The sequence below is a fragment of the Marinimicrobium sp. LS-A18 genome, assembly GCF_000463525.1.
In the GTDB taxonomy this organism is placed as follows: Bacteria; Pseudomonadota; Gammaproteobacteria; order Pseudomonadales; family Cellvibrionaceae; genus Marinimicrobium; species Marinimicrobium koreense.
In genome coordinates this window covers 1,068,962-1,095,460 of the sequence record NZ_AWEP01000006.1, presented here as the reverse complement: position 1 = coordinate 1,095,460, position 26,499 = coordinate 1,068,962, and the positions used below count along the sequence as shown (strand labels likewise).

General features: G+C 61.0%; 22 protein-coding genes. 12 read left to right on the top strand and 10 right to left on the bottom strand.

The features are described from left to right. Positions 1–56: 56 nt before the first annotated feature. Positions 57–1,364, bottom strand: coding sequence for a tyrosine--tRNA ligase (gene tyrS / locus N645_RS0115730; RefSeq protein WP_024462471.1), 1,308 nt, complete (start codon positions 1,362–1,364; stop codon positions 57–59). Positions 1,365–1,620: 256 nt separating this feature from the next. On the opposite strand from tyrS, the gene N645_RS0115725 reads away from it, so the two are divergent. Continuing rightward, on the top strand, positions 1,621–2,994 hold the full coding sequence (locus N645_RS0115725; RefSeq protein ID WP_238559274.1) for a peptidoglycan DD-metalloendopeptidase family protein: 1,374 nt from the start codon (positions 1,621–1,623) through the stop codon (positions 2,992–2,994). After that, positions 2,994–4,145: an anhydro-N-acetylmuramic acid kinase gene (locus N645_RS0115720; protein WP_024462469.1), complete on the top strand. Its 1,152-nt coding sequence runs from the start codon at positions 2,994–2,996 to the stop codon at positions 4,143–4,145. The genes N645_RS0115725 and N645_RS0115720 overlap by 1 nt, the downstream gene beginning before the upstream one ends. Here the strand turns inward: N645_RS0115720 and erpA are convergent. Genes erpA through argC form a run of 4 tightly spaced genes read right to left on the bottom strand, consistent with a single transcriptional unit; the run spans position 4,138 to position 6,840 of the window. Continuing rightward, a complete protein-coding gene (gene erpA, locus N645_RS0115715; RefSeq protein WP_024462468.1) occupies positions 4,138–4,494 on the bottom strand; it encodes an iron-sulfur cluster insertion protein ErpA in 357 nt (118 codons plus the stop codon). The two genes, N645_RS0115720 and erpA, sit on opposite strands and share 8 nt — an antisense overlap. Before the next feature lie 56 nt (positions 4,495–4,550). Beyond that, positions 4,551–4,967: a polymer-forming cytoskeletal protein gene (locus N645_RS0115710; RefSeq protein ID WP_024462467.1), complete on the bottom strand. Its 417-nt coding sequence runs from the start codon at positions 4,965–4,967 to the stop codon at positions 4,551–4,553. Between the two features lie 39 nt (positions 4,968–5,006). Beyond that, entirely contained in the window at positions 5,007–5,747 is a 741-nt protein-coding gene (locus N645_RS0115705; RefSeq protein ID WP_024462466.1) for a DUF6776 family protein, read from the bottom strand. Between the two features lie 46 nt (positions 5,748–5,793). Further along, complete coding sequence (gene argC, locus N645_RS0115700) at positions 5,794–6,840, bottom strand: N-acetyl-gamma-glutamyl-phosphate reductase (RefSeq protein WP_024462465.1); 1,047 nt, start codon at positions 6,838–6,840, stop codon at positions 5,794–5,796. A 122-nt stretch (positions 6,841–6,962) separates the two neighbouring features. On the opposite strand from argC, the gene N645_RS0115695 reads away from it, so the two are divergent. From N645_RS0115695 to pal, 6 genes are all read left to right on the top strand, one after another. Continuing rightward, positions 6,963–8,735 (top strand): chloride channel protein, encoded by a 1,773-nt coding sequence (locus tag N645_RS0115695; protein WP_024462464.1) that lies wholly within the window; start codon positions 6,963–6,965, stop codon positions 8,733–8,735. Between the two features lie 47 nt (positions 8,736–8,782). Then, positions 8,783–9,208 (top strand): protoporphyrinogen oxidase HemJ, encoded by a 426-nt coding sequence (gene hemJ / locus N645_RS0115690; RefSeq protein WP_024462463.1) that lies wholly within the window; start codon positions 8,783–8,785, stop codon positions 9,206–9,208. 34 nt (positions 9,209–9,242) lie between these two features. Further along, complete coding sequence (locus N645_RS0115685) at positions 9,243–10,076, top strand: hydroxymethylpyrimidine/phosphomethylpyrimidine kinase (RefSeq protein WP_051174483.1); 834 nt, start codon at positions 9,243–9,245, stop codon at positions 10,074–10,076. An 84-nt stretch (positions 10,077–10,160) separates the two neighbouring features. Further along, positions 10,161–10,796, top strand: coding sequence for a thiamine phosphate synthase (gene thiE, locus N645_RS0115680; protein WP_024462461.1), 636 nt, complete (start codon positions 10,161–10,163; stop codon positions 10,794–10,796). Further along, positions 10,793–12,073: a glutamate-1-semialdehyde 2,1-aminomutase gene (gene hemL / locus N645_RS0115675; RefSeq protein ID WP_024462460.1), complete on the top strand. Its 1,281-nt coding sequence runs from the start codon at positions 10,793–10,795 to the stop codon at positions 12,071–12,073. Before thiE ends, hemL begins: the two co-directional genes overlap by 4 nt. 255 nt (positions 12,074–12,328) lie before the next feature. After that, the gene (gene pal / locus N645_RS0115670) at positions 12,329–12,802 is read left to right on the top strand and encodes a peptidoglycan-associated lipoprotein Pal (RefSeq protein WP_024462459.1); all 474 of its coding nucleotides are present in this window, start codon (positions 12,329–12,331) and stop codon (positions 12,800–12,802) included. 101 nt (positions 12,803–12,903) lie between these two features. On the opposite strand, the gene N645_RS0115665 is transcribed toward pal, so the two are convergent. Both N645_RS0115665 and N645_RS0115660 read right to left on the bottom strand, forming a co-directional pair. After that, positions 12,904–13,920 carry a LacI family DNA-binding transcriptional regulator gene (locus N645_RS0115665; RefSeq protein ID WP_024462458.1) on the bottom strand — a complete coding sequence of 339 codons (1,017 nt, stop codon included), beginning with the start codon at positions 13,918–13,920 and terminating at the stop codon, positions 12,904–12,906. Between the two features lie 102 nt (positions 13,921–14,022). Beyond that, positions 14,023–15,261: a sugar MFS transporter gene (locus N645_RS0115660; RefSeq protein WP_024462457.1), complete on the bottom strand. Its 1,239-nt coding sequence runs from the start codon at positions 15,259–15,261 to the stop codon at positions 14,023–14,025. A 269-nt stretch (positions 15,262–15,530) separates the two neighbouring features. Here N645_RS0115660 and N645_RS0115655 point away from each other — a divergent pair, with 269 nt between their 5' ends. From N645_RS0115655 to N645_RS0115645, 3 genes are all read left to right on the top strand, one after another. After that, positions 15,531–17,870 carry a glycoside hydrolase family 65 protein gene (locus N645_RS0115655; RefSeq protein ID WP_024462456.1) on the top strand — a complete coding sequence of 780 codons (2,340 nt, stop codon included), beginning with the start codon at positions 15,531–15,533 and terminating at the stop codon, positions 17,868–17,870. Next, positions 17,867–18,523: a beta-phosphoglucomutase gene (gene pgmB, locus N645_RS0115650; RefSeq protein ID WP_024462455.1), complete on the top strand. Its 657-nt coding sequence runs from the start codon at positions 17,867–17,869 to the stop codon at positions 18,521–18,523. Before N645_RS0115655 ends, pgmB begins: the two co-directional genes overlap by 4 nt. A 356-nt stretch (positions 18,524–18,879) precedes the next feature. Next, the gene (locus N645_RS0115645) at positions 18,880–21,219 is read left to right on the top strand and encodes a TonB-dependent receptor (RefSeq protein ID WP_238559272.1); all 2,340 of its coding nucleotides are present in this window, start codon (positions 18,880–18,882) and stop codon (positions 21,217–21,219) included. Positions 21,220–21,327: 108 nt separating this feature from the next. On the opposite strand, the gene N645_RS0115640 is transcribed toward N645_RS0115645, so the two are convergent. From N645_RS0115640 to N645_RS0115630, 3 genes are all read right to left on the bottom strand, one after another. Next, positions 21,328–22,452: a hypothetical protein gene (locus N645_RS0115640; protein WP_024462453.1), complete on the bottom strand. Its 1,125-nt coding sequence runs from the start codon at positions 22,450–22,452 to the stop codon at positions 21,328–21,330. Positions 22,453–22,623: 171 nt separating this feature from the next. After that, complete coding sequence (locus N645_RS0115635; protein WP_024462452.1) at positions 22,624–23,073, bottom strand: DUF6174 domain-containing protein; 450 nt, start codon at positions 23,071–23,073, stop codon at positions 22,624–22,626. A gap of 16 nt (positions 23,074–23,089) precedes the next feature. Then, positions 23,090–25,174, bottom strand: coding sequence for a beta-propeller domain-containing protein (locus N645_RS0115630; RefSeq protein ID WP_024462451.1), 2,085 nt, complete (start codon positions 25,172–25,174; stop codon positions 23,090–23,092). A 294-nt stretch (positions 25,175–25,468) separates the two neighbouring features. Between N645_RS0115630 and N645_RS17640 the strand changes: the two genes are divergently transcribed. Continuing rightward, positions 25,469–26,461 carry a MipA/OmpV family protein gene (locus N645_RS17640; protein ID WP_024462450.1) on the top strand — a complete coding sequence of 331 codons (993 nt, stop codon included), beginning with the start codon at positions 25,469–25,471 and terminating at the stop codon, positions 26,459–26,461. Positions 26,462–26,499 lie beyond the last annotated feature (38 nt).

Sequence of the window (26,499 nt, the reverse complement as noted above, 5' to 3'; positions counted from 1 at the left end):
GATCCGGGGCGCGCAAGTACTTTTTGAAAGTTTTTTCGCACACCCCGGAGGGGGCCTTAACGGACCTCAAACAGGTGGTATTTCTTCTTACCCAGACGGCACATATAGAAGCGACCAAACATGGCCGCGTCTTCCGCAAAGCACGCCGAGGTATTGAGGTTATCGTCGGCACCACACTCCCGGCCATTGATGACCACCGCATTGCGACCGAGCGCATCTTTCACCTGCTTGCCCGAGGTCGCCATACCCGCGTCAACCAGCAACTGGGTCAGCGGTTCATCCGCCAGGGCCGCGCGACTCAATACCGAGAACGGCAGACCATCCAGCTTCAGCTGCTCCAGATCCGCCTCGCCCAGAGAACCCAGGTCGTGACTGAACAGCGCCTGGGTAATTCGGCGAGCGGCCTCAAGCCCTTCGTCCCCGTGAATAAGGGCCGTCATCTCTTCGGCCAGAACGCGCTGAGCCTCAGGACGCCCCTGGCGCTCCCGATCCTCATTCTCAATGCGCTCGATATCCTCCAGAGACAGGAAGGTAAAGTAGCGCAGGAACTTGTAGACGTCCGCATCCGCCGTTCCCAGCCAGAATTGATAGAAGGCATAAGGAGACGTCTTGGCGGGATCCAGCCAGATCGTGCCACTTTCGGTCTTGCCGAACTTGGTGCCATCGGCTTTGGTCACAAGCGGCATGGTCAGACCGTAGACCTGGCCACTATATAGACGCCGCGTGAGATCGATCCCGCCCGTGATATTGCCCCACTGGTCGCTGCCCCCTATCTGCAGGGTACAGTTGTACCGATGATAGAGCTCTGCAAAGTCCAGGGACTGAAGCAACATATAGGTGAACTCGGTAAAAGAGATCCCCTCCCCTTCCCGCTCGATGCGCTGGCGCACCGACTCTTTGGAGATCATATTGTTGACCGCAAAGTGCTTACCCACATCCCGAAGGAAGTCGAGCACACTCATCTGACCCACCCAGTCGAGGTTATTCACCACTTCGGCCGAGATCTCGCCGCAATCAAAGTCGATAAACCGGCTCACCTGCCCCTTGAGCTTGTCCGCCCACTGAGCCACCACATCCGGTGTATTCAGCTTGCGCTCCTGGGCCTTGAAGCTTGGGTCTCCCACCAGGCCGGTCGCGCCTCCGACCAGGGCAATCGGCTTGTGGCCCGCGCGCTGAAAACGCTTCAGAGCCAGCAATGGCACCAAGTGGCCTATGTGCAGGCTGTCCGCCGTGGGGTCAAAGCCGCTATATAGGGTCCGACTGCCGCCTGCCAGATACTCCTTGAGGGCGTCTCCTCCCGACGTCTGGGAAACCAAACCGCGACTCTGGAGGTCTTGAAGCAAACCGGGATCGACTGCTGCCATTGCTACCATCTCTGAATGTTTGAACAGGACAGGCCCCGAGGGCCACCGAAAAAGGGCTGTCAAGATACCGAATCCGTGCACAAAAACAAGGGCGCGGGCCGTATTTTGGCTGAACCGGGAACGGCTCATCACTTTACTGGGTGCTATTACACCGGTTTTCTGTTATAACTGATGCTAACAGCCACACTTGCATAACGGGTTTAAGTTTTCCATGGAACCCTCTGAAAACACGAACAAAAAGCCGATAGCGGCCCTTTTGCGCCAATACCCACGGGGGCACGTGATTGCCGCCGGCTCACTGGTATTGGGGCTTTCCCTGCTTTTGGCCTTCTCATCCTCGGAGGGCACCAGCTCTTCGCGGCAAAGCCAGCCTATTGCGCTGAAACTGCCGGACACGGGTCAGGTCCTCGAGCTTGAGCCGACCTCTCTGGAGGCCCAGCCACCGTTTGAGGCGGCGGAAAACAGCCCCCAGCCTCAGGCACCTGAGCCCGAGCCAGAACCCGAGACGCTCACTTACACCACCTTCACCGTTAAGTCCGGCGACAGCCTGTCCGTACTGTTCAAGCGGGCCGGTCTGAGTGACCGGGACCTCTATGAGCTGATCGATCAGGCACCCGAAGCCCGGGCCCTGCGCCGGATCATGCCGGGCAACGAAATCACCTTTGGCCTGACCCCCGAGGGCGAGCTGGAAGAGCTGGTTTATCAGCGCGACCAACTGCGGAGCCTTCGCTTCGCTCGTCAAGACGACGCTTTCGCTTCCGAAGAGCTTGAACGCACTCCGGATGTACAGATTGCCTACCGGCGCGCCACCATTGACAGCTCCCTGTTTCTCGCCGGTCAACGGGCGGGAATGACGGACAACCTGACCATGGAGCTGGCCGGCATTTTTGGTTGGGATATCGACTTCATCCTGGACATCCGCCGCGGCGACACCTTCAGCGTCCTGTTCGAGGAGCATTTCCTCGACGGGGAGAAGATCGGCAACGGCCCCATTCTCGCCGCCGAGTTCACCAACCGGGGCAAGACCTTCCGGGCGGTGCGTTACGTCAGTGCCGAAGGCGACGCGAATTACTTCACGCCCGAAGGCCGGAGCATGCGCCGGGCGTTTTTGCGTACGCCGGTTGAGTTCACGCGCATCAGCTCACCTTTCAATCCAAACCGGCGCCACCCAGTACTCAACACCATTCGGGCCCATAAAGGTACCGACTATGCCGCCCCCCGGGGTACGCCCGTCAAGGCGTCCGGTGACGGCCGCATCAGGCTGGCAGGCCGCAAGGGTGGCTATGGCAATACGGTGATCATTCAACACGGTCAGACTTACGAAACCCTTTATGCACACCTGAACGCCTTCCACCGCAATATCCGTTCGGGCGTTCGGGTAAAACAGGGGCAGATCATCGGCTACGTCGGCTCTACCGGCCTGGCCACCGGCCCCCATCTGCACTACGAATTCTACGTCAACGGCTCGGTACGCAATCCGGTTACGGTCGAGCTGCCTCAGGCAGAGTCTGTTCCCTCGTCAGAACTCGCGCGCTTCAAATCCCAGGTCCAGCCAATCATGGCCGAGCTGGAGCAATACCATCGCGAGACCCAGCTGGCCAGCGTCGGCAACGAACTACGCGTGAACTGATGGCGGACGCCGAGCTCTACATCGGCCTGATGTCCGGCACCAGCGCCGACGCCATTGATGCGGTGCTGGTGGATTTCAGCCAGCCACCCCTGAAGCTGCTGGCTCACCATAGTTCACCACTCCCCCCTGACACCCGGGCCGCGATTCACGAACTGGCCCAGCCCGGCGATAGCGAAATTGACCGCATGGGCGCTCTGGATCAACAGTTGGGACGGGCATTTGCCCAAGCGGCACTTGAACTGCTCTCTCAGACCGGTATTGACCCGACCCGGGTCTCCGCCATCGGAAGCCATGGCCAGACCCTGAGGCACCGCCCGCCAGAGGGCACCACCGCCTCGAACGCCTTCACCCTGCAGGTCGCGGACCCCAACCTCATTGCCCATTTGACAGGCATTACCACCGTTGCCGACTTTCGGCGCCGGGACATGGCGGCCGGGGGCCAGGGCGCTCCGTTGGTGCCGGCGCTGCATCAGACACTGTTTCATACCCCAGAGGCGGACCGCGCCATCGTCAATGTCGGAGGCGTTGCCAACCTGACATGGCTGCCCGCCCACGGGACCGTGCTCGGGTTTGACACCGGGCCCGGCAACAATCTGATGGACGCCTGGATTCAGAGCAGCCTTGGCAAAGCGTTTGATGAGGGCGGGCAATGGGCGGCCCAGGGACAGATTCAGGGAACGCTGCTGTCACGTTTGCTGGAGCACCCCTATTTTCGGCTACCTCCACCCAAAAGCACAGGGCCGGAGACCTTCCATCTGGGATGGCTGGATGACTGTCTGGAAGGGATGCCCGGGCCGATCCGGGCCGAAGACGTTCAGGCAACGCTGCTGATGCTTACCGCCCAGGGGATTGCGGCCAGCATTGACGGACTTTCCGCCGGGAACGCTCGTCGAGAGGTTTATCTGTGCGGTGGTGGCGCCCATAACCGACGCCTGCAGGAGGCGCTGAAAGCGCTGCTGCCCGATTGTGTGATCTCGGACACCAGCGCATTGGGGCTATCTCCGGACTGGGTGGAAGGCGTGGCGTTTGCGTGGCTTGCCCGGCAGAACCTGAGAGGGCTCAGCGGCAACCTCCCCTCGGTCACTGGCGCAGACAGCCCCCAGGTACTGGGCGCGGTCTATCCGGGGCGGCCGTCAGCCGATATCAGATAGAGAACGAAGACCCGCAGCCACAGGTGCTGGCCGCATTGGGGTTTTCAACCACGAACTTCGCCCCCTGCAGATCCTCACGGTAATCCACCCTGGCACCCATCAGATAGGGGTAGCTCATGGCATCGACCAGCACTTTGACGCCCTCTTGCTCAACCACCGCATCGTCCTCTGCGGCCACTTCGTCAAAGGCAAAGCCGTACTGAAAACCGGAGCAACCACCCCCGGTAATGTAAACGCGGAGCTTGAGGTCAGGGTTGCCCTCCTCCTCCACGAGGCTTCGCACTTTGGCGACAGCGCTGGGACTTACCTCCAGCACGGCACCGGGAACAAATACTTCTGGCGCAGACATCAAAGACTCCAATCGTGACTCATTCACGCATTATACGCTTTACCTGAGCGTTTTAGTCAAGTATTGGCGACCGCTTTCACGTCAGCCTCGGGCTCATCCGCCGATTCCGGGCCAGACAGTTTCTTGGTGCCGGCAGCCCCGCTGTAGACCAGGCTGCCGTTGACCTGCGCCCCTTTGATCATTTCGATCAACTGGTAGTGTACATTGCCTTCCACAACCGCCTTGGCGGCGAGCTCAACGTGTTTGCTGGAAAATACATTGCCGGTCACATTGCCATTGATGATAACCATGGGCACCCGGATTTCCCCTTGGACCGAGCCCTTCTCGGCGACCACCAACTTGGCGTCATTGCCGCTGTCGGCGATGATATTACCCTCGACCGTACCTTCGATCTGCAGATCACCAGTAAAGTGCAGGTCGCCGACAACCTTGGTACCGCGCGAAATCAGAGTGTGATTGTTTGAAAATGCCATAGCGTTGCCTTTTTTACCCCACATAAACGACCTATTAAGTTAAAGCTCCTGCACCAACCAGCCGAATTTCTTTTCAACGGTTTCCGGGTCACGCCCGGTCGATCGTGCAACCAACTCGATACGTTCCGGCTCGAACCCCTCCGGAAGCGTCAGTCGGCCTTCAATGTTCTGAAAATACCGGAACCGGAGGCGAATATCCTCCGACTCAACCTGATCGGAGAGCAGATGGAGCGACAGGGTCTCCATAGTCTCGTTACGTCGCCCAACAATATTGAAATTCAGATAGCCACTGAGCACCTGGTGGTCTGTCGCCAACTGCTGAACCACCAGCTTGTACTCGAACTGCCGTGGTATACCCGTCGCCAGCACGTTGAGCGACCCGATGGTCAACCCGCTGTTGTTGGCACTGGGCGACATCAGTCCGCGGTAGAAGGTGATGTCCTCCTCCAGTGCCGTTATTTCTTCCTTGAGTGCGATGACCTGGTTGCGCATTTCTTCGCTGGCCTGCTGATCCACCTCTGACCCCAGGCGCAGATTGGCCACCTGTTGGCGCAACTGTTCGGCCTCACGGGTCAGGCTGGCGACTTCTTTGCGCAAGCGGTTGCGCTCGGCAACCGCATCAGCCTGCTGGGTCACCCCCAGGTGATGGCCGCCGTAAAAGCTCCCGGCCACCGCCAGACCCACGAGCAGCAAAAGCACCAGCGCCAGAAGCACCCGCCTCACCGGCCGGTAGGGAACCACGACCATGCGATACTGCTTGCTGCCTTTTACTTGCGCCATAGAACGTCAATCCACTCTGGAGAAAACTCGTTGGAATAACGGGCGATCAGGGCAGCAGCGCTACCAGATCCAGCCCCAGTGTTTCCTCAAAGCCAAACATAATATTCATATTCTGGACCGCCTGCCCCGATGCCCCCTTGGTCAGGTTATCGATCACCGAAAGGACGACGAGGGTATCACGATCCTGGGGGCGAAAAACGGAAATACGGCATACATTGGACCCTTTCACCGAGCGGGTTTGCGGGTGCTCGCCGGCGGGCATCACATCGACAAAGGGCTCATTGGCAAAGCGCTGCTCGTACAGGGCCTGCAGATCCGGCAGCTGATCCGGTGACAAAGCTCGGCTGTACAGCGTGGCGTGAATGCCCCGGATCATCGGCAGCAGGTGCGGCACGAAGGTCACGCGAGCCGGTTCGCCACGGCCGCCCTGGATGTCGTGAAGTCCCTGTTCGATCTCCGGCAGATGGCGATGGCCTCCGGCGGCGTAGGCCTTGAAGCTGTCACTGACCTCGGTCAAGAGCGTATCCACCTTGGCCTGACGCCCCGCACCGGTAGCGCCGCTGGCGGCACTGACGATCAAGTTGTCGGTGGCCACCAACCCCTGCTCCAGGAGGGGCAGAAACCCCAGTTGGGCCGCAGTGGGATAGCAGCCCGGGCAGGCCACCAGGCGAGCCTGACGGATGGCGTCACGATTCACCTCTGGCAGGCCATACACCGCCTCGGCCACCAATTCCGGGCAGCCGTGAGCCTGACCGTACCACTGGCCCCAGCGCTCGGTATCCCGCAGACGGAAGTCCGCCGACAGGTCCACCACTCGGGTATTGGTTTCCAGCAGTGCGGGCATTAGGTTCTGGGCCACCCCGTGAGGCGTGGCGAAAAAAACCACGTCGCACTCGCCCAGACGCTTGACGTCCGGCTCGGAAAAACGCAGATCCGTATGCCCGCGCAGATTCGGATAGAGATCGGCCACCGCAATCCCGGCCTCGGCACGGGAGGTAATCACCGCTACCGTTACTTCAGGGTGCTTGACCAGCAAGCGCAGCAGCTCAACTCCGGTATAGCCGGTACCGCCTACAATACCTACGTTAATCACTCGTCAACCTCTCTTCTGCCCATACGCCCATTCAGGATACCGCTTGGCTCCCCGGGGTTTAAACGGCCTATAATACGGACCTTAACGCCAAATCGAAAGTCGCCCGACACCTGAGGAGTCTGATGCCCACCGAGCCACCGCCCTTTGAGCGCCTTCGCCAACGCCGCCGACAGGCGGCCGAGCGCTGGCGCAACCGTCTGGCTCATGTCGACGCGCTGCCCCAGTTGACCTTGCTGGGGCTGGCCAGCGGCATTCTCGCCGGCTCGGTGATCATCGGATTTCGCCTGCTGGTGGAAGGTAGCCTTGGGCACCTGCTACCAGGCCACGGCGAAAATTTCGAAGGCCTTCCCGCCCTGTTCCGCTTTCTGCTCCCCCTGGCCGGCGCCCTTGGACTTCTGGCCCTGCTTTATGCAGTCAGGGCACCCTCCCGAGCCACCGGCGTGGGACATGTGCTTGACCGGCTGCACAACCATCAGGGGTATCTGTCGTTTCGCAACGCCGGGGTTCAGTTCATCGGCGGTGCCCTGGCCCTGCTGAGTGGTCACTCCGCCGGGCGGGAGGGCCCCGCTGTGCATCTGGGCGCGGCCAGCGCCAGCAAGCTGGGTCAGTGGCTGCACCTGCCAAACAACAGCCTGCGCCCCCTGGTGGCTTGCGGCGTGGCCGCCGCCATCGCCGCCTCGTTCAATACTCCGATGGCGGGAGTCATATTCGCCATGGAGGTGGTTCTCATGGAGTACACCATCGCCGGCTTTATCCCGGTCATTCTGGCGGCCGTTGCCGGGACCACATTGACCCAACTGGCTTTCGGGCCCGATATTGTCTTCATGGATGGCCAGCAGCTGACCGGCCACCTCAGTGAACTGCCCATCATGGCGGCCATGGGGGTCATTATTGCCCTGGCCGCTGCCACTTATATCAAACTGCACAGCGGCTGCGCCCGCCACACCAGCCGCTGGCCCCTGTGGCTTCGGATTCCACTCGCCGGGCTGGTTGCCGGCCTGGGAGGCCTGTGGATTCCCGAGGTGATGGGCATGGGCTACGACACCATTGACGGCGCACTCACCGGGGAGCTGATCGGCCCCTCCCTTGCCCTGGTCCTGATCGCCAAGCTGGTAATCACCGCTCTGGTGCTCGGCCTGGGGGTACCCGGCGGCGTCATCGGCCCCTCGCTGGTCATGGGCGCCTGCCTCGGCGGAGCCGCTGGGTATTTTGCCGCCATGCTCCCGGTCACGGTCAGCGAACCTGGGGTTTACGCCATTGTCGGGATGAGCGCCATGATGGCGGCGGTCATCAACGCGCCCCTGGCCGCGATCATTGCCATACTGGAACTGACTTACAATCCCGGCATCCTGTTTCCCGGGATGCTGGTGGTCGTGGTGGCCAGTCTGTCCACCCGCTGGCTGTTTCGCTGCGACGGGCTCTTTGCCACCCTGCTGGAGCAGGAGGGCAAAAGCAATCGTCCCAAGCTGATGCAGCAACTGCTGAGCCGTACCGGCGTGCGCAGCCTGATGCATCGTCGCTTCAGTCTGGCCCAGAGAGAGATCACCCGACGCGAGGCACGTGAGCTGCTGAAGCAAAAGCCCGAGTGGATTGTTCTCCCCGACAAGAACCTGTTGCTCGAGCCGGCCTCGCTGGCTCAGCACCTGGAAACACTGGAAGCCGACACGGACACGGCGCCCACGGCGGACGAACCCGAGGCAGGCGAATATCTGGACCTTCTGGCCATTCCGGGCAGACGGGTGGAGATGATCGCCATCTCGCCCCTGGCCAACCTGTATGAGGCCTGGCAGGCTCTCAACCAGTCCCAGGTGGATGCCCTGTACATTCCGGCCCCCGGCGGCGGCATCACCGGGCTGGTCACCCGGGAGCAACTGGAGTCTTATTACCGGCTGTAAAAGCCGGACATTGAGCTACCGATCACCAACCGACAACGGAACGCACTATGCTCTGGGTCAAAGCTTTTCACCTGATCGCCATCATCTGCTGGTTTGCGGCGCTGTTCTATCTGCCGCGACTGTTTGTCTACCACGCCATGAGCACCGACCAGATCAGTCGCGATCGCTTCAAGATCATGGAGCGCAAGCTGTATCGGGGCATTGGCACGCCCAGCCTGATTGCTACCGTGGCTTTAGGGCTGTGGCTCAGCAGCGGCAACTGGGATTATTATGCCCACAGCCTCTGGTATTGGATAAAAATGACACTCGTTGCGGTTCTGGTGGTCTATCATTTTATCTGCGGTCAGTTCATCAAGCAGTTCCGGGATGACCGCTGCCAGCGTGGCCATGTGTTCTTTCGCTGGTTCAATGAGTTTCCCGTGCTCCTGCTGATCGGCATTGTGATCCTCGCTGTGGTCAAGCCATTGCACTGAATGTCGGGCGGGGGCCTGTACCAGGAGGACCCGTATGACGCCGATAGATGAGCAGGTGCCGATCGTGCTGGCACTGGCCAGCCACGACCCCTCCGGCTGCACCGGCATCCAGGCAGACATCGAAACCTGCGCCAGCCTCGGCTGCCATTGCACTTCCGTCATAACCGCGCTCTGTGCGCGGGACACCCGGGATGTGAAGGACATTCGGAGCATTCCCACCAGCTTTCTGATTGAGCAGGTCAGAGCGGTTCTGGAGGACCTGCCGGTCAAGGCGGTCAAGCTGGGCTTCCTCGGCCAGGTCAGCCATGTCGAAGCCATTCACACCATTCTGCAAGACTACCCTCATCTGCCCGTGGTACTGGAACCCGTCACCCAGTTGGGCGACGGCCCCGCAGCCGAGGCCGAGGCGCTCCGGGACGCAACCAAAAGCCTGCTGCTGCCTTTGAGCACCCTGGCCACCCCGGACCTGGTGGAAGCCTACGAACTCGCCCAGCAGGGCGACACCCTGGACGCCTGCGCGCAGGAAATCCTGGAGTATGGCGGGGAGTACACCCTGATTACCGGCTCCCGCCGGACCCAGACCCACCACGAAAACCGGCTGTACAACAAAAAGGGACTCGTGCGGGAATACCGCTGGGAGCGTCTGAACGTTTTGAGCCATGGTGGTGGCGCCACGCTCTCGGCCAGTATCAGCGCTTATCTCGCCCACGGCTTGCGGCTGCTGGATGCGGTGGAGCAGGGCCAGAATTTCACCTGGCACGCGCTCGCCGCCAGCCGGCGCCTCGGGATGGGACACAGCATTCCCAATCGACTGTTCTGGGCCGACCGCAATCAGAGCGGCAATCGGGGGCCCGGCGGCGGCTGTTGAGCACCGGCGCGCGCCCTGGCACGTCGCCATTTTGCCCCGACGCCATTTGCCGGTAAACTGCTCCGCTCACGCTGTGGAGCCGTTATGCCCTTGCACCCCCTGTACGCTATTGCCGATACCGCCGCCCTGGCGGAGCGACTGCTCCCGGCCGCCGAAGCGGCGTTGCGCGGCGGGGTTCGATGGCTGCAATATCGGGATAAATCCGGCGATCAGGCCCGGCGCCTCCGGGAGGCCACTGCACTGCGCGCCCTGTGTCTGGAGCACGGCGCCCGTCTGATCATCAATGATGACCCCGCGCTGGCCCTCAGGGTACAGGCGGACGGAGTGCACCTCGGTCAAACCGACGGTGATCCCGCCGAAGCCCGGCAACGTTTAGGCTCCAGGGCGATCATCGGCGTCACCTGCCACGACTCCATCGCATTGGCGCAGCACGCCAAGCGCGCCGGCGCCAGCTACGTGGCGTTCGGGCGATTTTTCCCGTCCCGAACCAAACCCGATGCCCCGCCCGCGCCCGCCGACTTACTGACCCGGGCGCGCGCGGCGGTTGGCCTGCCTATTGTGGCCATTGGAGGCATCACTCTGGAAAACGGCGCCGCACTGCTGGCAGCGGGCGCCGACTGGCTGGCGGTCAGCCACGACCTGTTCAGCGCACCGGATATAGAACGCCGGGCGCGCACCTATCTAACCCTACCCTGCTGTAGAGAGGAAACCGCATTATGAGTCGATCCGAAGAGCTGTTCAGACTGGCCCAGAAACACATCCCCGGAGGGGTCAACTCTCCGGTGCGCGCCTTCAAGGCCGTCGGAGGCACGCCCCGGTTCGTCGAGCGGGCCGAAGGGGCCTACTTCTGGGACGCGGACGGCCAGCGCTATATTGATTATGTACAGTCCTGGGGGCCGATGATTCTGGGCCACAGCTACCCCCCGGTTACCGATGCCGTCATCGACGCGGCCCGCCACGGACTGAGCTTCGGCGCGCCGACCGCCCGGGAGACGGAGCTGGCCGACCTGCTGTGTGAGCGCGTTCCCAATATGGACATGGTGCGCCTGGTCAACTCCGGTACCGAAGCGACCATGAGCGCCATTCGACTGGCCCGTGCCTTCACTGGTCGGGACAAGATCGTCAAGTTCGAGGGCTGCTACCACGGCCACTCCGACTCACTGCTGATCAAGGCCGGCTCCGGCGCCCTCACCTTCGGCGTCCCGAGCTCCCCGGGCGTCCCGAGCGCGCTGGCCGAACACACCATGACCCTGACCTACAACGATCCGGAGCAGGTCCGCGAGGTATTCCGCGAGCTCGGTGGCGAAATCGCCTGCATCATTGTCGAGCCCGTGGCCGGCAACATGAATTGCATTCCCCCGGTACCGGGCTTTCTGGAAACCCTGCGCGAGGTCTGCGATGAGTCCGGCGCGGTGCTGATCTTCGACGAGGTCATGACCGGTTTCAGAGTGGGGCCCAAGGGCGCTCAGGGGCTGTTTGACGTCAAGGCCGATCTCATCACCCTGGGCAAAGTGATTGGCGGCGGCCTGCCCGTCGGTGCCTTCGGCGGTCGGCGAGACATCATGGAAATGGTAGCGCCGACCGGACCGGTCTATCAGGCCGGCACCCTGTCGGGCAACCCTCTAGCCACCGCCGCAGGCGTCGCCACCTTACGCGCTCTGGAGCAGGAGGGGCTTTATGCACAAATCACCGAACGCACCGAGCAACTGACCCGCGGCATGCAGGCGGTCGCAGACGAGGCCGGCATCCCCTTCACAACCAACCATCGGGGCAGCATGTTCGGCTTTTTCTTCACCGATGCGCCGGAGGTGACCCGCTACGATCAGGTGATGAGTTGCGACACGGAACGATTCAACCGTTTCTATCACGGCATGCTCGAAGAAGGCGTCTACCTGGCCCCCGCCTCCTACGAGGCAGGCTTCATGTCGGCGGCCCACTCCGAGGATGATATTGAGCAGACACTCAGTGCCGCTCGCCGGGTTTTTGCCCGCCTGTAGGGTGAAAAAAACCCCGCCAGAGGCTTTGAAGAGTTAACCATGCCACAATTTTTGGTGCCAGGACTTGCCTAAGGCGCGTGGAGCGCTTAATCTTGACGCAGGTTCCTCAATCCTTGTGGCACTGGGCTTAGCGCGATTGGCCTGCTCGCTGTTTCAGGAATCGATGTAGGGAACGAACGTGTTGTCACGGACTCTATTCGTTTCACCGACACTCTTTACGGAATGTAACTCTGTTCACCAAATTGGGAGAGAACGATGAACAATCTTTTGAAAAGCTTTCTGATTCTGATCGCCACCACAGGTCTGCTCGTGGGCTGTAGCTCCACTTCCACCCAGGAAGAGCCTGTTGAAGAACCCACCGTCACCGAGCCGGAGCCCGAACCGGAGCCCCAACCGGAACCCGAGCCCGAGCTGGACACCACTTTTTACTTTGATTTCGACAAGTCCACTCTGAAGCCCGACGCGCGCGCCACTCTGGTAGCTCACGCCGAGCGCCTGAAAGAAAGTGGCGACCGTGTTCGTCTGGAAGGTCATGCGGATGAGCGTGGTTCACGCGAGTACAACATGGGTCTGGGCGAGCGTCGCGCCAAAGCCGTTCGTGACTTCCTGGTTCTTCAGGGCGTACCGGCCAGCCGCATCGAAACCGTCAGCTATGGTGAAGAGCGCCCAGCCGTTCAGGGTAGCAATGAAAGCGCTTGGGAACAGAACCGTCGTGTTGAGCTGAAGTAAGTCGCTCACTCAACGGACGAAAAAACGGCGCCTTATCGGCGCCGTTTTTTTTTGATGGAAACACTGCAGGGATGTAATACCCACTGGATAACCTTCAGCGGTCAGGACGACGCGCGCACCACCAGCTCGGTCTTCAAGACTTCGGACGTCACCGGTTGCCCCTTCACCAACGCCATCACTTTCTGGACCAGCAGTTTCCCGCCCCGATGAATATCCTGGCGCACGGTCGTCAGAGGCGGATTGAAATAGGGGGCGATGGGGATATCATCAAACCCCACTACCGCAACGTCATCGGGCACCCGGATACCTTTCTCCTGCAGCGCCTTGATCGCGCCCATTGCGATATTGTCGCTGGCGGCAAAAATCCCATCGAAATCGAGCCCTTCCTCCAACAACTCAACCACATGCTGATACCCGGACTCAATGGAAAACGCCGCCTGGACATGGTGCTCCTGGGACGACAGTCCGGCCTCGGTCAGCGCATCAAAGTACCCCTGAAAACGCCCCTGGATTTCCGGGTGCGCCACATCTCCGAGAAATAACATCCGCCGGCAACCGCGCCCTATCAGGTGACGACTGGCCAACTGCCCCCCCATGTAGTTATCACTGCCGACGATGCAGTAATTCGCTTCGGGTTCGCGCGCGCCCCAGACGACAATCGCATCCCCTTCCTTCTGCAACTGGCGTAGCGGCGCATCATCACGCCCCTGACCGATCACGATGATGCCGTCGGCGCGACGGGAGCCAAGCAGGTGCGCATGCCAGTCCTCCGGTGATACCGCATTGCTCGAGAACAGCAGGCTGTATTGATGCTCGTTCAGTTCATCCGCAATAGCACCGATCATATCCATCATGAACGGGTCAGAGAACGTCTGCCCGTCCACGCTCTCGGCGTTGATCACCAGAGCAATGGTATGGCTGCGCTGCAGGCGCAGATTCCGGGCGCCGGTATTGACCTTGTAATTCATTTCCCGGGCGAGCGCCTGAACCTTTTCGCGGGTTTTGATATTCACCGCGGGGTTATTGTTCAGGGCACGGGATACCGTTGACTCCGACACCCCCGCTCGGCGGGCGATGTCTGCGATGGATACAGGTTCCTGAGGTTTTCGTCGGGACATGGTCATTTTCCGGTCAAGCGACAGGTGGGCTGACGGGCCCACCCCGCACGATTGTCATCCGGACCATCTTAAAGTACCGGTCAGATACTTGTATAGCCGCGATTACCCTTCCAGCGCGTCGGCCCGGTCGGTTTCACGCTTCAAGCCCCGGAGCAGAATCAGAATCAGAGCCATGGGTACCAGTGCCATATAAAACGCGACCTGTCCGGTAAACTGGCCAAACACAATGCCCGTCAACATCGACCCGGTCGTTCCACCCAGGGCCGAAAAAATGATGATCAAGCCTGCCATGGACGATTGCTGATGCAGCGGCAGGGAGCTCAACACCACCGAGCTCAGCGCCGGATAGATCGGCGCCATGAACAGACCGATCAGCGGAAAAATATACGCGGCCAGCGGGAGGTTGAGCCAGCCCACATCCGGTTCCACCGTCACGTTGTAGGACAGCGGCAAGGTCAGAATCACCAACAGGCCCATGGCGACCACGCAGACGCTGAGCAACACATACCAGTTGATACCGCGCAGCAGCACACCCGCCCCCAGTCGCCCGATGGCCAGGCACAGCGCAAAAATGCTGGTCACCTGCACGCTGATGGCGCTGGGCAGGTTGAGCACCTGATTGTTGAACGTCGGCAACCAGGTGCCAATGCCCTGCTCGATCAGGACGTACAGAAAGACCGATGCCACGAAAATGTACACCAGGGGGCGGGCGGTCAGCTTCAGCATCGCCAGAAAGTCCTGACCAAAGTTGGCCGCGGCCGGCTGCACCTTGTCTTCACCAAAGCGGATGAAGGCCATCACCACCAGGTTGAACCCACAGATGCCCGCCAGCCACCAATAGGTATTGAGCCAGTTCATACTCTCGGGACGATCCGAGTCAATGAAGAAGCTGAACACCCAATAGCCGGACAACACCCCCAGCATGAACACCCCCTCGATGGCGTTCATCAGGCTCGCATGGGCCTGCTTTTCCGGCGCCAGGATCCCGATACTGGCATAGACCGACACCTTGATCAGCGCAAACGACGAGCCGATCGCCAGAAACAACATTTTGGTGGCCCAGAAACTGCTCAGAATCGGCATCGACAGACAGGCCAGCAATACCACCCCCAAGCCGATCATCATCGCACGCCGGTATCCCAGCCGTGGCAGAAAGGACGCGACCAGAAAGGACACCACTGCAATGGGAATATCCTTGAACCCTTCCAGCAGCGCCGCGCTCTCCTTGGTGACGCCAAAGCTGTTGATGGATTGCAGGATCACCACTCCGACACTGTTCAGCAACAGACCGAACAGAAAGTAGTTGAGCATCAGTACCAGAATAATCAGGCGTTTATTCATTGTTATGAACCTTCGAATGCGCCCCGCAAGACGCCTGCGTGGACCTGAGCCGAAACCCCAGGGGTTCGGCCCCCGATAGACAGCACACCCGGCACCGGCGATGGCACCTGTTGCCCTGTTCACCCAATAATAGCAGCAAAATAACCAATTGCAATCGATTGCAAGAATGCTAAACTTGCCCTAAAAGGTCTCGTCCGGATCACCGCCGCCGTCACCGCGGCCCGACAGACCACTTTGGTTCACTCTATCGATAACGGGTAACGACAGCCATGCAACACAGCTCTCGCGCATCGGATCGCTACGGCCTCAACCCCTGGCGTATCACCGAAACCGGCTTTCACGCCGATGATTACGGATTAAACGCCACCCTGTTTGCGTTGGGCAACGGGTATGTTGGCCTGCGCGGCACCTTCGATGAAGGATTCGCCGCCGGCACCGCCGAATCCGGGTGCTACCTGAACGGCGTCTACTACTCAGAGCCCATCACCTACGGCGAGCAGGCCTATGGCTACGCCAAAAACAACCAACGGATTGCCGCCGCTGCCCTTCCCCACGAGCTGGGCCTTACACTGGATGGCGTTGCCGTCGATTTCAGTGAGGGTGAACTTCTTGAGCACCAGCGCGAGCTGGAGCTGGATAACGGTCTGGTCAGTCGTCAGTGGCGCTGGCGCGCCCCGAGTGGCCAGATTCTCCGGTTGGCCAGCCGCCGCCTGGTGTCCCTGACCGAGCGACAGTTGGTCGTCATGGAGTATCGGCTGTCGCTGGAGTCCGATACCGGCGAACTGGGCGTGACCTCGAGCCTGGACGCCACCCCCGCCGCCTCCGCGGACAGCGATGACCCCAGGGTCGGCGCCGGGGTCAATATCGAAGACCTGGAGCCCCGCATCCAGACCGCACAGGACGGACGGCTGACCCTGAGCCACCATCTGAAAAGCAGCGGTTTCACGCTGAGCAGCGCCGCCGGCCACCGCCTGGAAGGAGCGAGCGTGAGCGCGCCGACACACGACACCGACGACTTCCGGGCCACCTGTCGATACCAGGTGACGTTGACCCCCGAGGCGCCCCTGGTGCTCACCAAGTACGTCGTTTACGGCCATGGCGGCGACGAAGCGCCAGACCTCAATGACCTGTTGGCCCGGTGCGAGCAGCGGTCGTTTGACGACTATGCCCGGGATCAGCGCGCCGCCATGGATGCCTTCTGGGCGAGCTCGGATATCGAGGTGGGCGGAGATCCCGCTTTGCAACAGGGGCTTCGCTTCAATCTGTTCCACCTGTTCCAGTCTCTGGGGCGAGACCCCGGCACCAATATCGCCGCCAAGGGCCTCACCGGCCACGGCTACGACGGCCATTACTTCTGGGACAGTGAAATCTATATCCTGCCCTTTTTTCTTTATACCCAGCCGCAGCTGGCGCGCAACCTGTTGCTCTATCGACACAGCATTCTGGATGCCGCCCGCGCCCGGGCGCGGGAGCTGGCCATTCCCAAAGGCGCCTTGTTCCCCTGGCGAACCATAGGCGGGGAAGAGTGCTCCGCCTATTACCCGGCGGGTACGGCCCAGTTTCATATCAACGCCGATGTCGCCTACGCGGTCAAGCAGTACCACGAAGCCACCGGGGACGATGACTTTCTGATTGAGGCCGGCGCCGAAGTGGTTCTGGAGAGCGCCCGGCTGTGGCCCGCCATCGGGCACTACAATGGCCATCGGGGCAATCAGTTCTGCATCAACGAAGTCACTGGGCCGGACGAATACACCGCCCTGGTGAACAACAACTTCTTCACCAACGCCATGGCGCAGGCCCATCTGCGCTATGCGGTCGAGCTGTACCAGTGGCTGAAGGACCGGGCGCCCGCAAAAGCCAGGGAGCTGTACCGGGCCATGGCACTGGATGAGCGGGAGGTGGCCGACTGGGCGCAGGCGGCGGAGCGCATGTATCTGCCCTATGACGAAAGCCAGGGCATCCACCTGCAGGACGACAGTTTCCTCGACAAACCCCGCTGGGACTTTGAGCACACGCCCGCGGACCACTACCCGCTGCTGCTGCACTACCACCCGCTGACCATCTACCGTCACCAGGTCTGCAAACAGGCGGACACGGTGCTCGCGCTGTTCCTGCTCAGCGACCAATTCAGCCGGGATCAGAAAAAACGGGATTTCGACTTTTACGAACCCATCACCACCCACGACTCCACCCTGTCCGCCTGCATGCACAGCATTCTGGCCAATGAGGTGGGCTACCCGGACAAGGCCCGCCACTACTTCGAACAGGTGGCGCGCATGGATTTGGACAATCACCACCGCAACACCCAGCACGGCATTCATACCGCCTGCATGGGGGGTACCTGGTTGTGCCTCGTGCAGGGTTTCGGTGGCATGCGGTTGCAACATCATCAGTTGATGTTCAACCCCACCTTACCCAAGGGCCTGAGCCACTACCGATTCAAGGTGCGGGTTCAGGGCCGGCTGATTGAGGTCAGCGTCGATGCCTCCCAGGCGCACTATCAACTGCTCGAAGGCGCCCCCATCACCCTTCAACATGGCGAGCACACCATTGCCCTGGAGCAAGACCAGGCGCCTGCCGCCGCCCCACTGAGGAGTCCCACCCGATGACCGCTTACCGAGCTGCTATATTTGACTTGGATGGTGTAATTGCCGATACCGCCCGCCTTCATTTGGCCGCCTGGCAGCAACTGGCCGAAGAAGAGGGGTTTCGCTTGCCGACCGACGCCGATGAGCGACTCAAGGGCGTGGATCGGATGGCATCGCTCGAGATTGTTCTGGAGGGCGCTTCCCGCCCATATCGGGAGGACGAAAAGCTCGCCCTGGCGGACCGCAAAAACCAGCGCTACCAACAACTGGTCACTCAATTGACCCCGGCGGACCTGTTACCGGGGGCGGCGCAGCTCCTGGATCAATTGGCCGAGTGGAACATTCCAATGGCGCTGGCCTCCGCCAGTAAAAACGCCCGGGCGGTGATTGACGGACTCGGCATCGCCCACCGCTTTGATTACATTGCCGATGCCGCGCGGGTGAAACACCCCAAACCCGACCCGGAGATTTTTACCCTGGCGGCTCGGGGATTGGGTGTTGAACCGGCCCTGTGTGTGGGCATTGAAGATGCCGCGGCGGGTGTTACCGCCATCAAGCGGGCCGGCATGTACGCCGTTGGCATTGGCGATAGCAGAGTACTGGTGGAAGCCGACCAGTGCGTCCCGAGCTTGGCCGACTTCCGTCCGGATTCGTGCTTTGAGGCCCGCCGCTGAGCGGCGGAGCCCGAAACCCGGCCCCGAATTGGCGCCAAAAACCGTAACCGGTATCAGAATCAGACGTTATATAGGGATCCCCCAGTTATTATGAAATCGTTTGTAAAAATAATTTGCAATCGATTGCAATACGGAGTTAGCTGAACTAAGCTAAAAATCGAGCGCGGCGGAATACCCCTCAAGCGCCCCGAGCCGGGCGCTTCCAAAAGAGGTACCCCATGGAGAGAACAAAACAGGCAACACCGAGAGAGACAAAAAATATCGGACCGTCCAACAGCGACCGGCCCAGCTGTGCTCAACAACGACCAACAATACGTCCAACAATAATGACCCGCATCGCGGGGAGGAGAAATGCCATGATGACCCAGAAGCCTCTGGCCCGAACACTCAACGCCCTGAAGCACTCACGCCGCCCGGTACTGTGGCTTGGTTCAATGGCCGCGCTGGCGCTGGCCGTTCCGGCCCAGGCCCAGGAAGCCGAGCAGCAACCCGCCATGGGCCCCATTGAAGAAGTGGTGGTCACCGGTACGCCCGGGGGTGCCGCCATGCGCAAGCTGGACGCCAGCTTTGCCATTTCCACCGTCAGTGCCGAAGACATCAAGCGCAAGGCCCCCTCCAGTACCGCCGACCTGCTGAAAACGGTCCCCGGCGTCTGGGTTGAGAGCTCCGGCGGCGTGTCCGGGGCAAACATTTTCGTTCGCGGTTTCCCGAGTGGCGGTGATGCCGATTTTGTCACCGTTGCCGTCAACGGCCTGGCCGTTTACCCACCGCCCACCCTCTCCTTTCTGGAAAACTCCACGATCTTCCGCGTGGATGAAACCATCGAGCGCATGGAAGGCCTGCGCGGCGGTCCCAACCCGGTTTACTCCAACGGCCAGGTCGGTCTGACCACCAACTTCATTCTGAAAGAGGGCGGCCCGGATACCGAGGGTGTGCTGAAGTACTCCACCTCCGATTTCGGCTTGCAGCGGGTGGACGGCATGGTCAGCGGCGAGCTGAGCGACGACCTCTACTACATGATCGGCGGTTATGTGAGCTCCTCCGAAGGTATCCGTGAAGCCGGGTTCGATGCCGAGGAAGGCAACCAGTTCACCATCAACCTCACCAAGCGACTCGATAACGGCAAGATCAACCTGTTCCACCGCGCGACCGATGATCACGGCACCTGGTACCTGCCGGTGGCACTGCAGGACAGCGACGGCAACCCCACCGGGATTGACGCCAGCTACACGCAGGTCGGCCCCGCCAACCGCAATGTGCTGGTGCCCTACAGCGGCAGCGACGGCATGGGTGGCACTGAAACCACCTTCGAAATGCGCGACATGGGTAAAGGGCGCGGCTGGGACGGCAGCGTGACCGGCGGCTCGATCGAGCTGGACCTGGCCAACGGCTGGACCTTCACCGACCGCTTCGGGCTCACCAAGGGTGATGCCGATACCTACGGTTTCGTGCCGGACGGTGCGGCGGTAACCATGGGCAGCCTCAATGGCGGACTGGCCGGCACCACCATCACGGGTGACGAAGTGGCCGCCAACACCCTGGTCCAGCGGTTCGGTCCCTGGGTGGTGGAAAAAGACATCGAAGCGTTCAGCAACGACCTGAGTCTTGCCAAGCAGTGGGACGACTACAAGTTGACCCTGGGCTACTACGCCTCTACCTGGGAAGTCGATGAGATCTGGTCCATCGGTAACTCCAAGTACTACGAGCTCGGCCAGAATGGTGAGATGATCAGCCCGGACAGCGTGGACGATGCCTGCCAGGACTTTGACCAGACCACCTGCGGATTCAAGTACGATGTGGACGCCATCGGTGACGCCCGCGAAAACGCCTTCTACATGGCAGGGGAAACCTACCTTGGCGATCTCACCCTTGATGCCGGTGTGCGCGTAGTGACCCGCGAAACCACCTACTCGGTAGACGATGGCGCCCGAGACGGTATTGCGGATCTGACCCTGGACACCGAAGAAGACAAGGTGACCTACACCGCCGCCGCCAACTGGGCACTGACCGAAAATTCGGGCGTATTTGTGCGCATCAACGACGGGGTGAAATTCCCGGACTTCGACGCCTATCGTGACTTCCGCGGTGACTTCCAGAATGGCTCGGATCTGATCATTGATGTCCAGCAGTACGAACTGGGCTACAAGCTGTCCCAGGCCAATTACTCTCTGTACGCCACCGGCTTCATGAACGAAACCAAAGGGCAGCCGTTCGGCAACGTGGCGCTGAATGATTTCGATCGCCTGGAAACCGAAGCCATGGGTGTGGAACTGGACGGTAACCTCTACTTCGGTGAGTTCGAACTGACCCTGAACGCCACCTTGCAGGACACCGAGATCAAGAGCGGTGACGATGCCGGCAACAGCGTCCAGCGCCAGCCGGACTCCCAGATCCGCCTGTCACCGAGCTACAACCTGTCCTTCGCCAACGGTGTGGATGCTGTGGTCTACGGTACCGCCAGCATCATCGGCGACCGCTACAGCGACAACGGCAACATCAACAAGCTGCCCAGCTACGAGAAGTTCGATCTCGGTGTGATTGTGAATGTCGAGAATCTGGAGTTCCAACTGGCGGTGGATAACCTCACCGATGAAGAAGCGCTGACCGAGGGCGACCCGCGGGCCGCTGGGGTATCGGCCAACGGCCGGTACATTCTGCCACGCAACGTGAAGTTCTCCATCGGCTATCAGTTCTGACAGGTAACCTCCTGCATAGACCTTAGCCAGTGTCTATCGCTTCGGGGACTGTGCGCTTCGCGCCAGTCCCCTTTTTTATGGCACCCTATTGAACTGCGGTTTTCCGGCTTACAGATAGACCTCCTCCCTCCGGCTTTCCGCCTTGCGCCGCATCAATTCCGCTTTTTCAGGCAAGGCCCGCTGGTCGTAAATCTCCGCTGCCAGGGAGTAGAACCTCGGCTCCTCGGCCTGGCGCGCAATCGCCTGTTCCAGATATCGCTCGGCCTGGGCAAGATCGCCATTGGCAAGCTGCTCGCGAGCCAATGAATACAGATAATAGGGGTTACTGTTGCGATGCTTGCGCACCCGCTGCAGGAAATACGCGGCCTTTTCTATCTCACCCTCGGTCTCGTACAGGCTGGCGAGATTGCTCATCAGGGATAGGTCTCCCGGCGCCAGTGTCAGGCCTTGCCGGTAGGCCACCTCGGCGGCATCGTGCACGCCCATGCGCTTGTACAGGGTTCCCAGGTTGTTCCAGAGGTAACTCTGCCGGTCGTCCAGTTGCAAGGCTCTGCGCAGGTGCAGAAAGCCCTGGCGTCGGTCGCCGGCGGCCACCCGCTCCATCCCCAGGTTATTGTAAAACTGCGCGGCCACCAGCCGGTCACCGATCACTTGCTGCTCGAACACCGGGCTGTAGCGCTCCATTTCCAGGTCGATCACCAGTTCCTCACCACGGGGCAGCATGACCTTGGCATTCACGTGGCGGAACAGGAGGAAGGACTCGCCATCCCGTAAGTCCCACACCGGCGGCACCTGTACGTCGTTGACCTCGGCCTTCAGGCCGATGTGCCTGGCCATGGCCACATACATCAGGGTGAAGCTGAGACAGTTCACTTCACGCCGCTCAAAGGCGCGCGCTGCGGTGGTGGTATTCAGTGCGGTATAGCGCATGCCCAGCCCACCGGCCATCGGAGAGGACAGCAGCGCCCGGTGCAGCGCCTCCGCCCGTTGATCCGGGTGGCGATATTGCAGCGCCACCTCTTCCGCCACCACCCGCATCATGGGCGAGAGCGTCATCAGGTCATAGTGAGGCAATTCGTTATCGGCGGGCGGCTCGTCGAACAACAGTTCGCCGGAAAGGACCTGATCAAGGTCCCGGGAGGAAGGCGCCTGCACCCACTCAGGCAGGGGCTCCATGTGGCTGCAGGCGCCGAGCAGCAGAACAAAGGCCGCAGGGGCCCAAGGTATGCGCATCGAGACACCTCTCGCAATCACCGTCAGATTCGGAGGAAGCCCGGATCTGCATTTCAGTGTACCGGTACTAAGACAGTTTAGCGGAGAAAATGTTCGCCCAGTACACAACCTCTGCCCGGGTCATCGGCTAAACCGGTCCCTCGCCGACCCCGGTTGTCTGAGGTGATTGCGCTAGGCCAGTTGACGCTCCAATGCCCGCCGGCTGTCGTGGGCCGTCTGCAGGGAAAAGCTCAGGGGGTAGCCATACAGCGGGTGATAGACCGCCTGAGGTGTCCGGGGTTTGCGGTACAGCTCCGCCTCGATCCAGCGGAAATAATCATCCACGGTGCCCACCTCGGCGGTCGAACAGGCCTTGCCGGTGCCCAGCTCATGCGCCGACACAACCGCGCCGGCCGCCACTCTGACCCGGATGTCGTTGCATCCTACCGAGCCGCATCGGCTGAGCGTGAATTGATAGGCATCGAACCCGCTCATCTGCCAGAGCTGCCAGTGTGTGTGGAGCGCCTCTTCCGGGCTGGCACTCACATCCCGGACGCGACGCCGGAGCTCCAACAGCGCCTCTGGCTCCCGAGCCTGGCCGTTGGACGCAATGTTCATGGAAATCATCACTTTGTGCATCATGCATCACTCCCCTGTGTCAGAAACTGAAAGGCCCTTCTAGCGACTCCGGCTCATCCCAGTCGCGCGCCCAGATGTCATTGCCGTGCAGGTAGTACACGGTATCACCATGCATCCGGCTGCGGTCACTGCCGCCCCCCATGGGATACTCATAACCAGAGCCGGTCGCCGACTCCACGATCAAGGGTTCCCGAGTCTCCAGCGTGGCCTGGGTACCGGTCAGCTCGTTGACCTCAAACAAAAACAGTCCGGAATCCAGCCAGCGGTAACCGTCGCGGCGGGTCACCGGAACGGTAAAGCGTAACTGATCCGTGCCGACCGGGAGGAAATTGAACGCCCGCAGGTCGGTCAACGCCTCGCTCCAACTCCCGGAGCCACCCAACTCAACGGCCTCGACGCTGACCGGGTTCAGGTCATCGCGCACATCAAACAGTTCAACTTTCACCCCGCCGAAACCGCCGTTTTCATCGGCTTCCTGGCCCACGGACACCAGGTATCCCTCACCCACGGGGTGCAGGTAATTGGACACACCCGGAATCTCCAGTTCCCCGAGCACCGAGGGGTTTTCATTATCTGAGACATCCAGCACATACAGCGGGTCGATGCGTTCAAAGGTGACGATATAGGCCCGGTCTCCCAAGAAACGAACGGAGTAGATATCCTCCCCCGGCTTGCCGATCGGCGCCGGCTGGGCGTCATTGGGCAGCCTTGCCACCACGTCCAGGGTGCGACTGTCGGAATCAGACGCTTCTTTCAGCACATGCAGAAAGTGCTCCGGGTCGCTCCAGTCCTTCCACACGGTGGTCACCACCCGCAGGTAACCCTCTGCCTCGTCCATGCTGAAAGAGGGGTCTGACCAGTTCAGTTGGCCCGGTACCAGCCCGGTGCCCCGATAGCGGATATCGCCCCCGGCAATGGCAAACTTGTGCAGCCCGGTTTTCTCCTCCTGCCATAGTCCGGCACGGGTTCCCAGATACAGGCTGTCCAGTGACATGTACAGCCCGCTCAAATGCGCGTTCACGCAGACCGCGCTCACCAGCCGTTGCTCCCGCAGATTGAAGGCGCTCACGGTCACTATGTCGGCGAAACCTTCATCGGGGTTCAATGTTTCTGGCAGATAGCAGTCCCCTTCACTCACCAGCGGTTGCTCCGGCGCCTCATCCACGCGATAGCCGGGCAGCAGATCAGACATCGGGGTGGAGCTGATCAAGCGTTCGTTGTTCTGGCGCGCCTCGTCGGTACCCGCATAGGGTTCCAGCCCCTCAATGTATGGGCTGCTGCGGGACACCAGGTACAGCACATCGCCGATCTTCCGACTATTGAGCAGCGTCCCCTCCACTTCCAGGGACCAGCGGATCGAGGGGTTCTCCGGCGACTGGACGTCCACCAGCTCGACCCGGGTATGCCCCTCCTGCAACGCAATCTCCGGCATGCCCATCCAGCCCCAGCCGCCGTAGTAATAACGGCTGTCACTGAGGGCCACGACCGCTTCGGTGGCATCACCGTCTTCCAGGGTATAAAGCTGGGACAGCACCAGGGGCGAGTCGGCGTCCCGCTCGAGCTTGTAGCGCATGATAGGAGTGGCGCTGCCCTGCTCCGGGTCCGTCTCATAGATGCGCAGCGCCTGAACCGGCGGCGGCTCCGGGACTGACCCGTCATCACCGGCCGCCTCATCCAGCGCCACGCTCTCGGCAAACCGGTGATAGCTGTACTGGGGCGACTCGGCAACAAAGAGGTAACGGCCGTCATACTTCAACCGGTCCGCCTCATCCACGCCCTCGACGTGCACGTTGGTACGGGAATAATCGTCGCTACCCTCTGCGGCGTTGTCCGACACATCGGGCATCGCCACGCCGCCCTCTTCGACCATATCATCGTCACCGCCGCTCACCTGCAGGCGCAACCCGTTGCGCACGAACTGCGACACGGCTTCCGGTGAGTGCTCATTGGTCAGAGGCTCCAGGTCGGGATCAGCCCAGCGGAGTTGTCGGTAATCGGTATCGTATCGGCCCGGGCCCTCTCCATCGCCGTTTGAACCACCGCAAGCCACCAGCAGCATCGGGCTGGCGACCAAAGCGCACAAAGTCATTGAACGAATGTTCATGCGAATCCATCCTCAAAAAAGTCGTGGGGTTTATGGCATCATCCCTTCACTCTAGCCCCACGGGCGGCCGGTTTCTGTAGCGCAACTGCGAAAGAGTGTAATTTTGTGTAACCCTGCGGGGGACTGCGGGACGAAGAGCGCCAAGGCTTACAGGTTTTTACACACTCTCACAAAGGCATGACGGCTTTTTCCCGGTGCAACAGGCACACTGAAGACTCGACAGCTCTGCCCGAAGGTCATGCGTGCACCTTCGGTGATAAACTCACCCCCCGAAATGAGAGTAGTATCGATCTGATGACGCGTTTAACTGACATCCTGGTCCGCGCCTGCCCTCTGGCGGCACTGCTGCTGGCGGCGAGTCTGGCGTCGCCCAGCCTGGCGGACGACGACACGGGGCACTGCGAGCACAGCAGTGCCCGCTGTGTCGCGACCGGCACCTGGGACATCAAGCTGGCGCTGGGCGCCGGACTGCGCACCAACCCGATCGCCGGCGCCGATGATGTGCCTCTGGTGCTGATTCCCCAGGTCACCTATTACGGCAAGCGATTCTTCTTTGACAACCTGGACCTGGGCTACACCCTGGTCGATCGGCGGGACTGGATGGTGAACCTGTTGATCACCCCCAGCGGTGATGGCCTGTACTTCTTTGAGGACGACTGGGGCCGTTTTTTTCTCCAGGGCGGATTGAACACCTTGGGCGCCAACTTCAGCCCGGCGCCCGATGCGCCCACCGCCCCCCCGGCGGTCGCCGATGAGGACGCGTTCGAGGGCCCGCAGGAGGATCAGCGGGAACAGGAAAGCCCAGCCCCGGCCAACCCCGAACCCACGCAGGTATCACCGCCCCCGCTCCGGGACCGGAATATCGCCGCCCTGGCCGGAGTGGAAACCTCCGGTGACTTCGGCCGGTTTCAGTGGCAGCTCCAGGCGCTGTCCGATGTCAGTGGTGTGCACGATGGCAAAGAGCTCCGGTTTGCAGTCAGCACCGGAACCCGCCGGAACGCCAATCAATTGGGAGTCAGTCTCGGATTCAGCTGGAAAAGCGCCGAGGTGATGGAATACTATTACGGCGTCACCCAGGGGGAATCGAGTGGTGCCCGTCCCGCCTACCGCCCCGGTAGCGGCACGGCACCCTTTGTGCGGCTGAGCTGGAACCGACCGGTCAATGAACAATGGCGTTGGCTGGCCAGCGTTCAGTACGAGCAGCTGAGCAAAGCGGTTCGCCACAGCCCCCTGACTGACCAGAATGAGGTGATGCAAATCTTCGTCGGGGGCGTATACCATTTTTAAACTCGGGCAACTGAGGTGTGGCAGTACCCATAACAGAC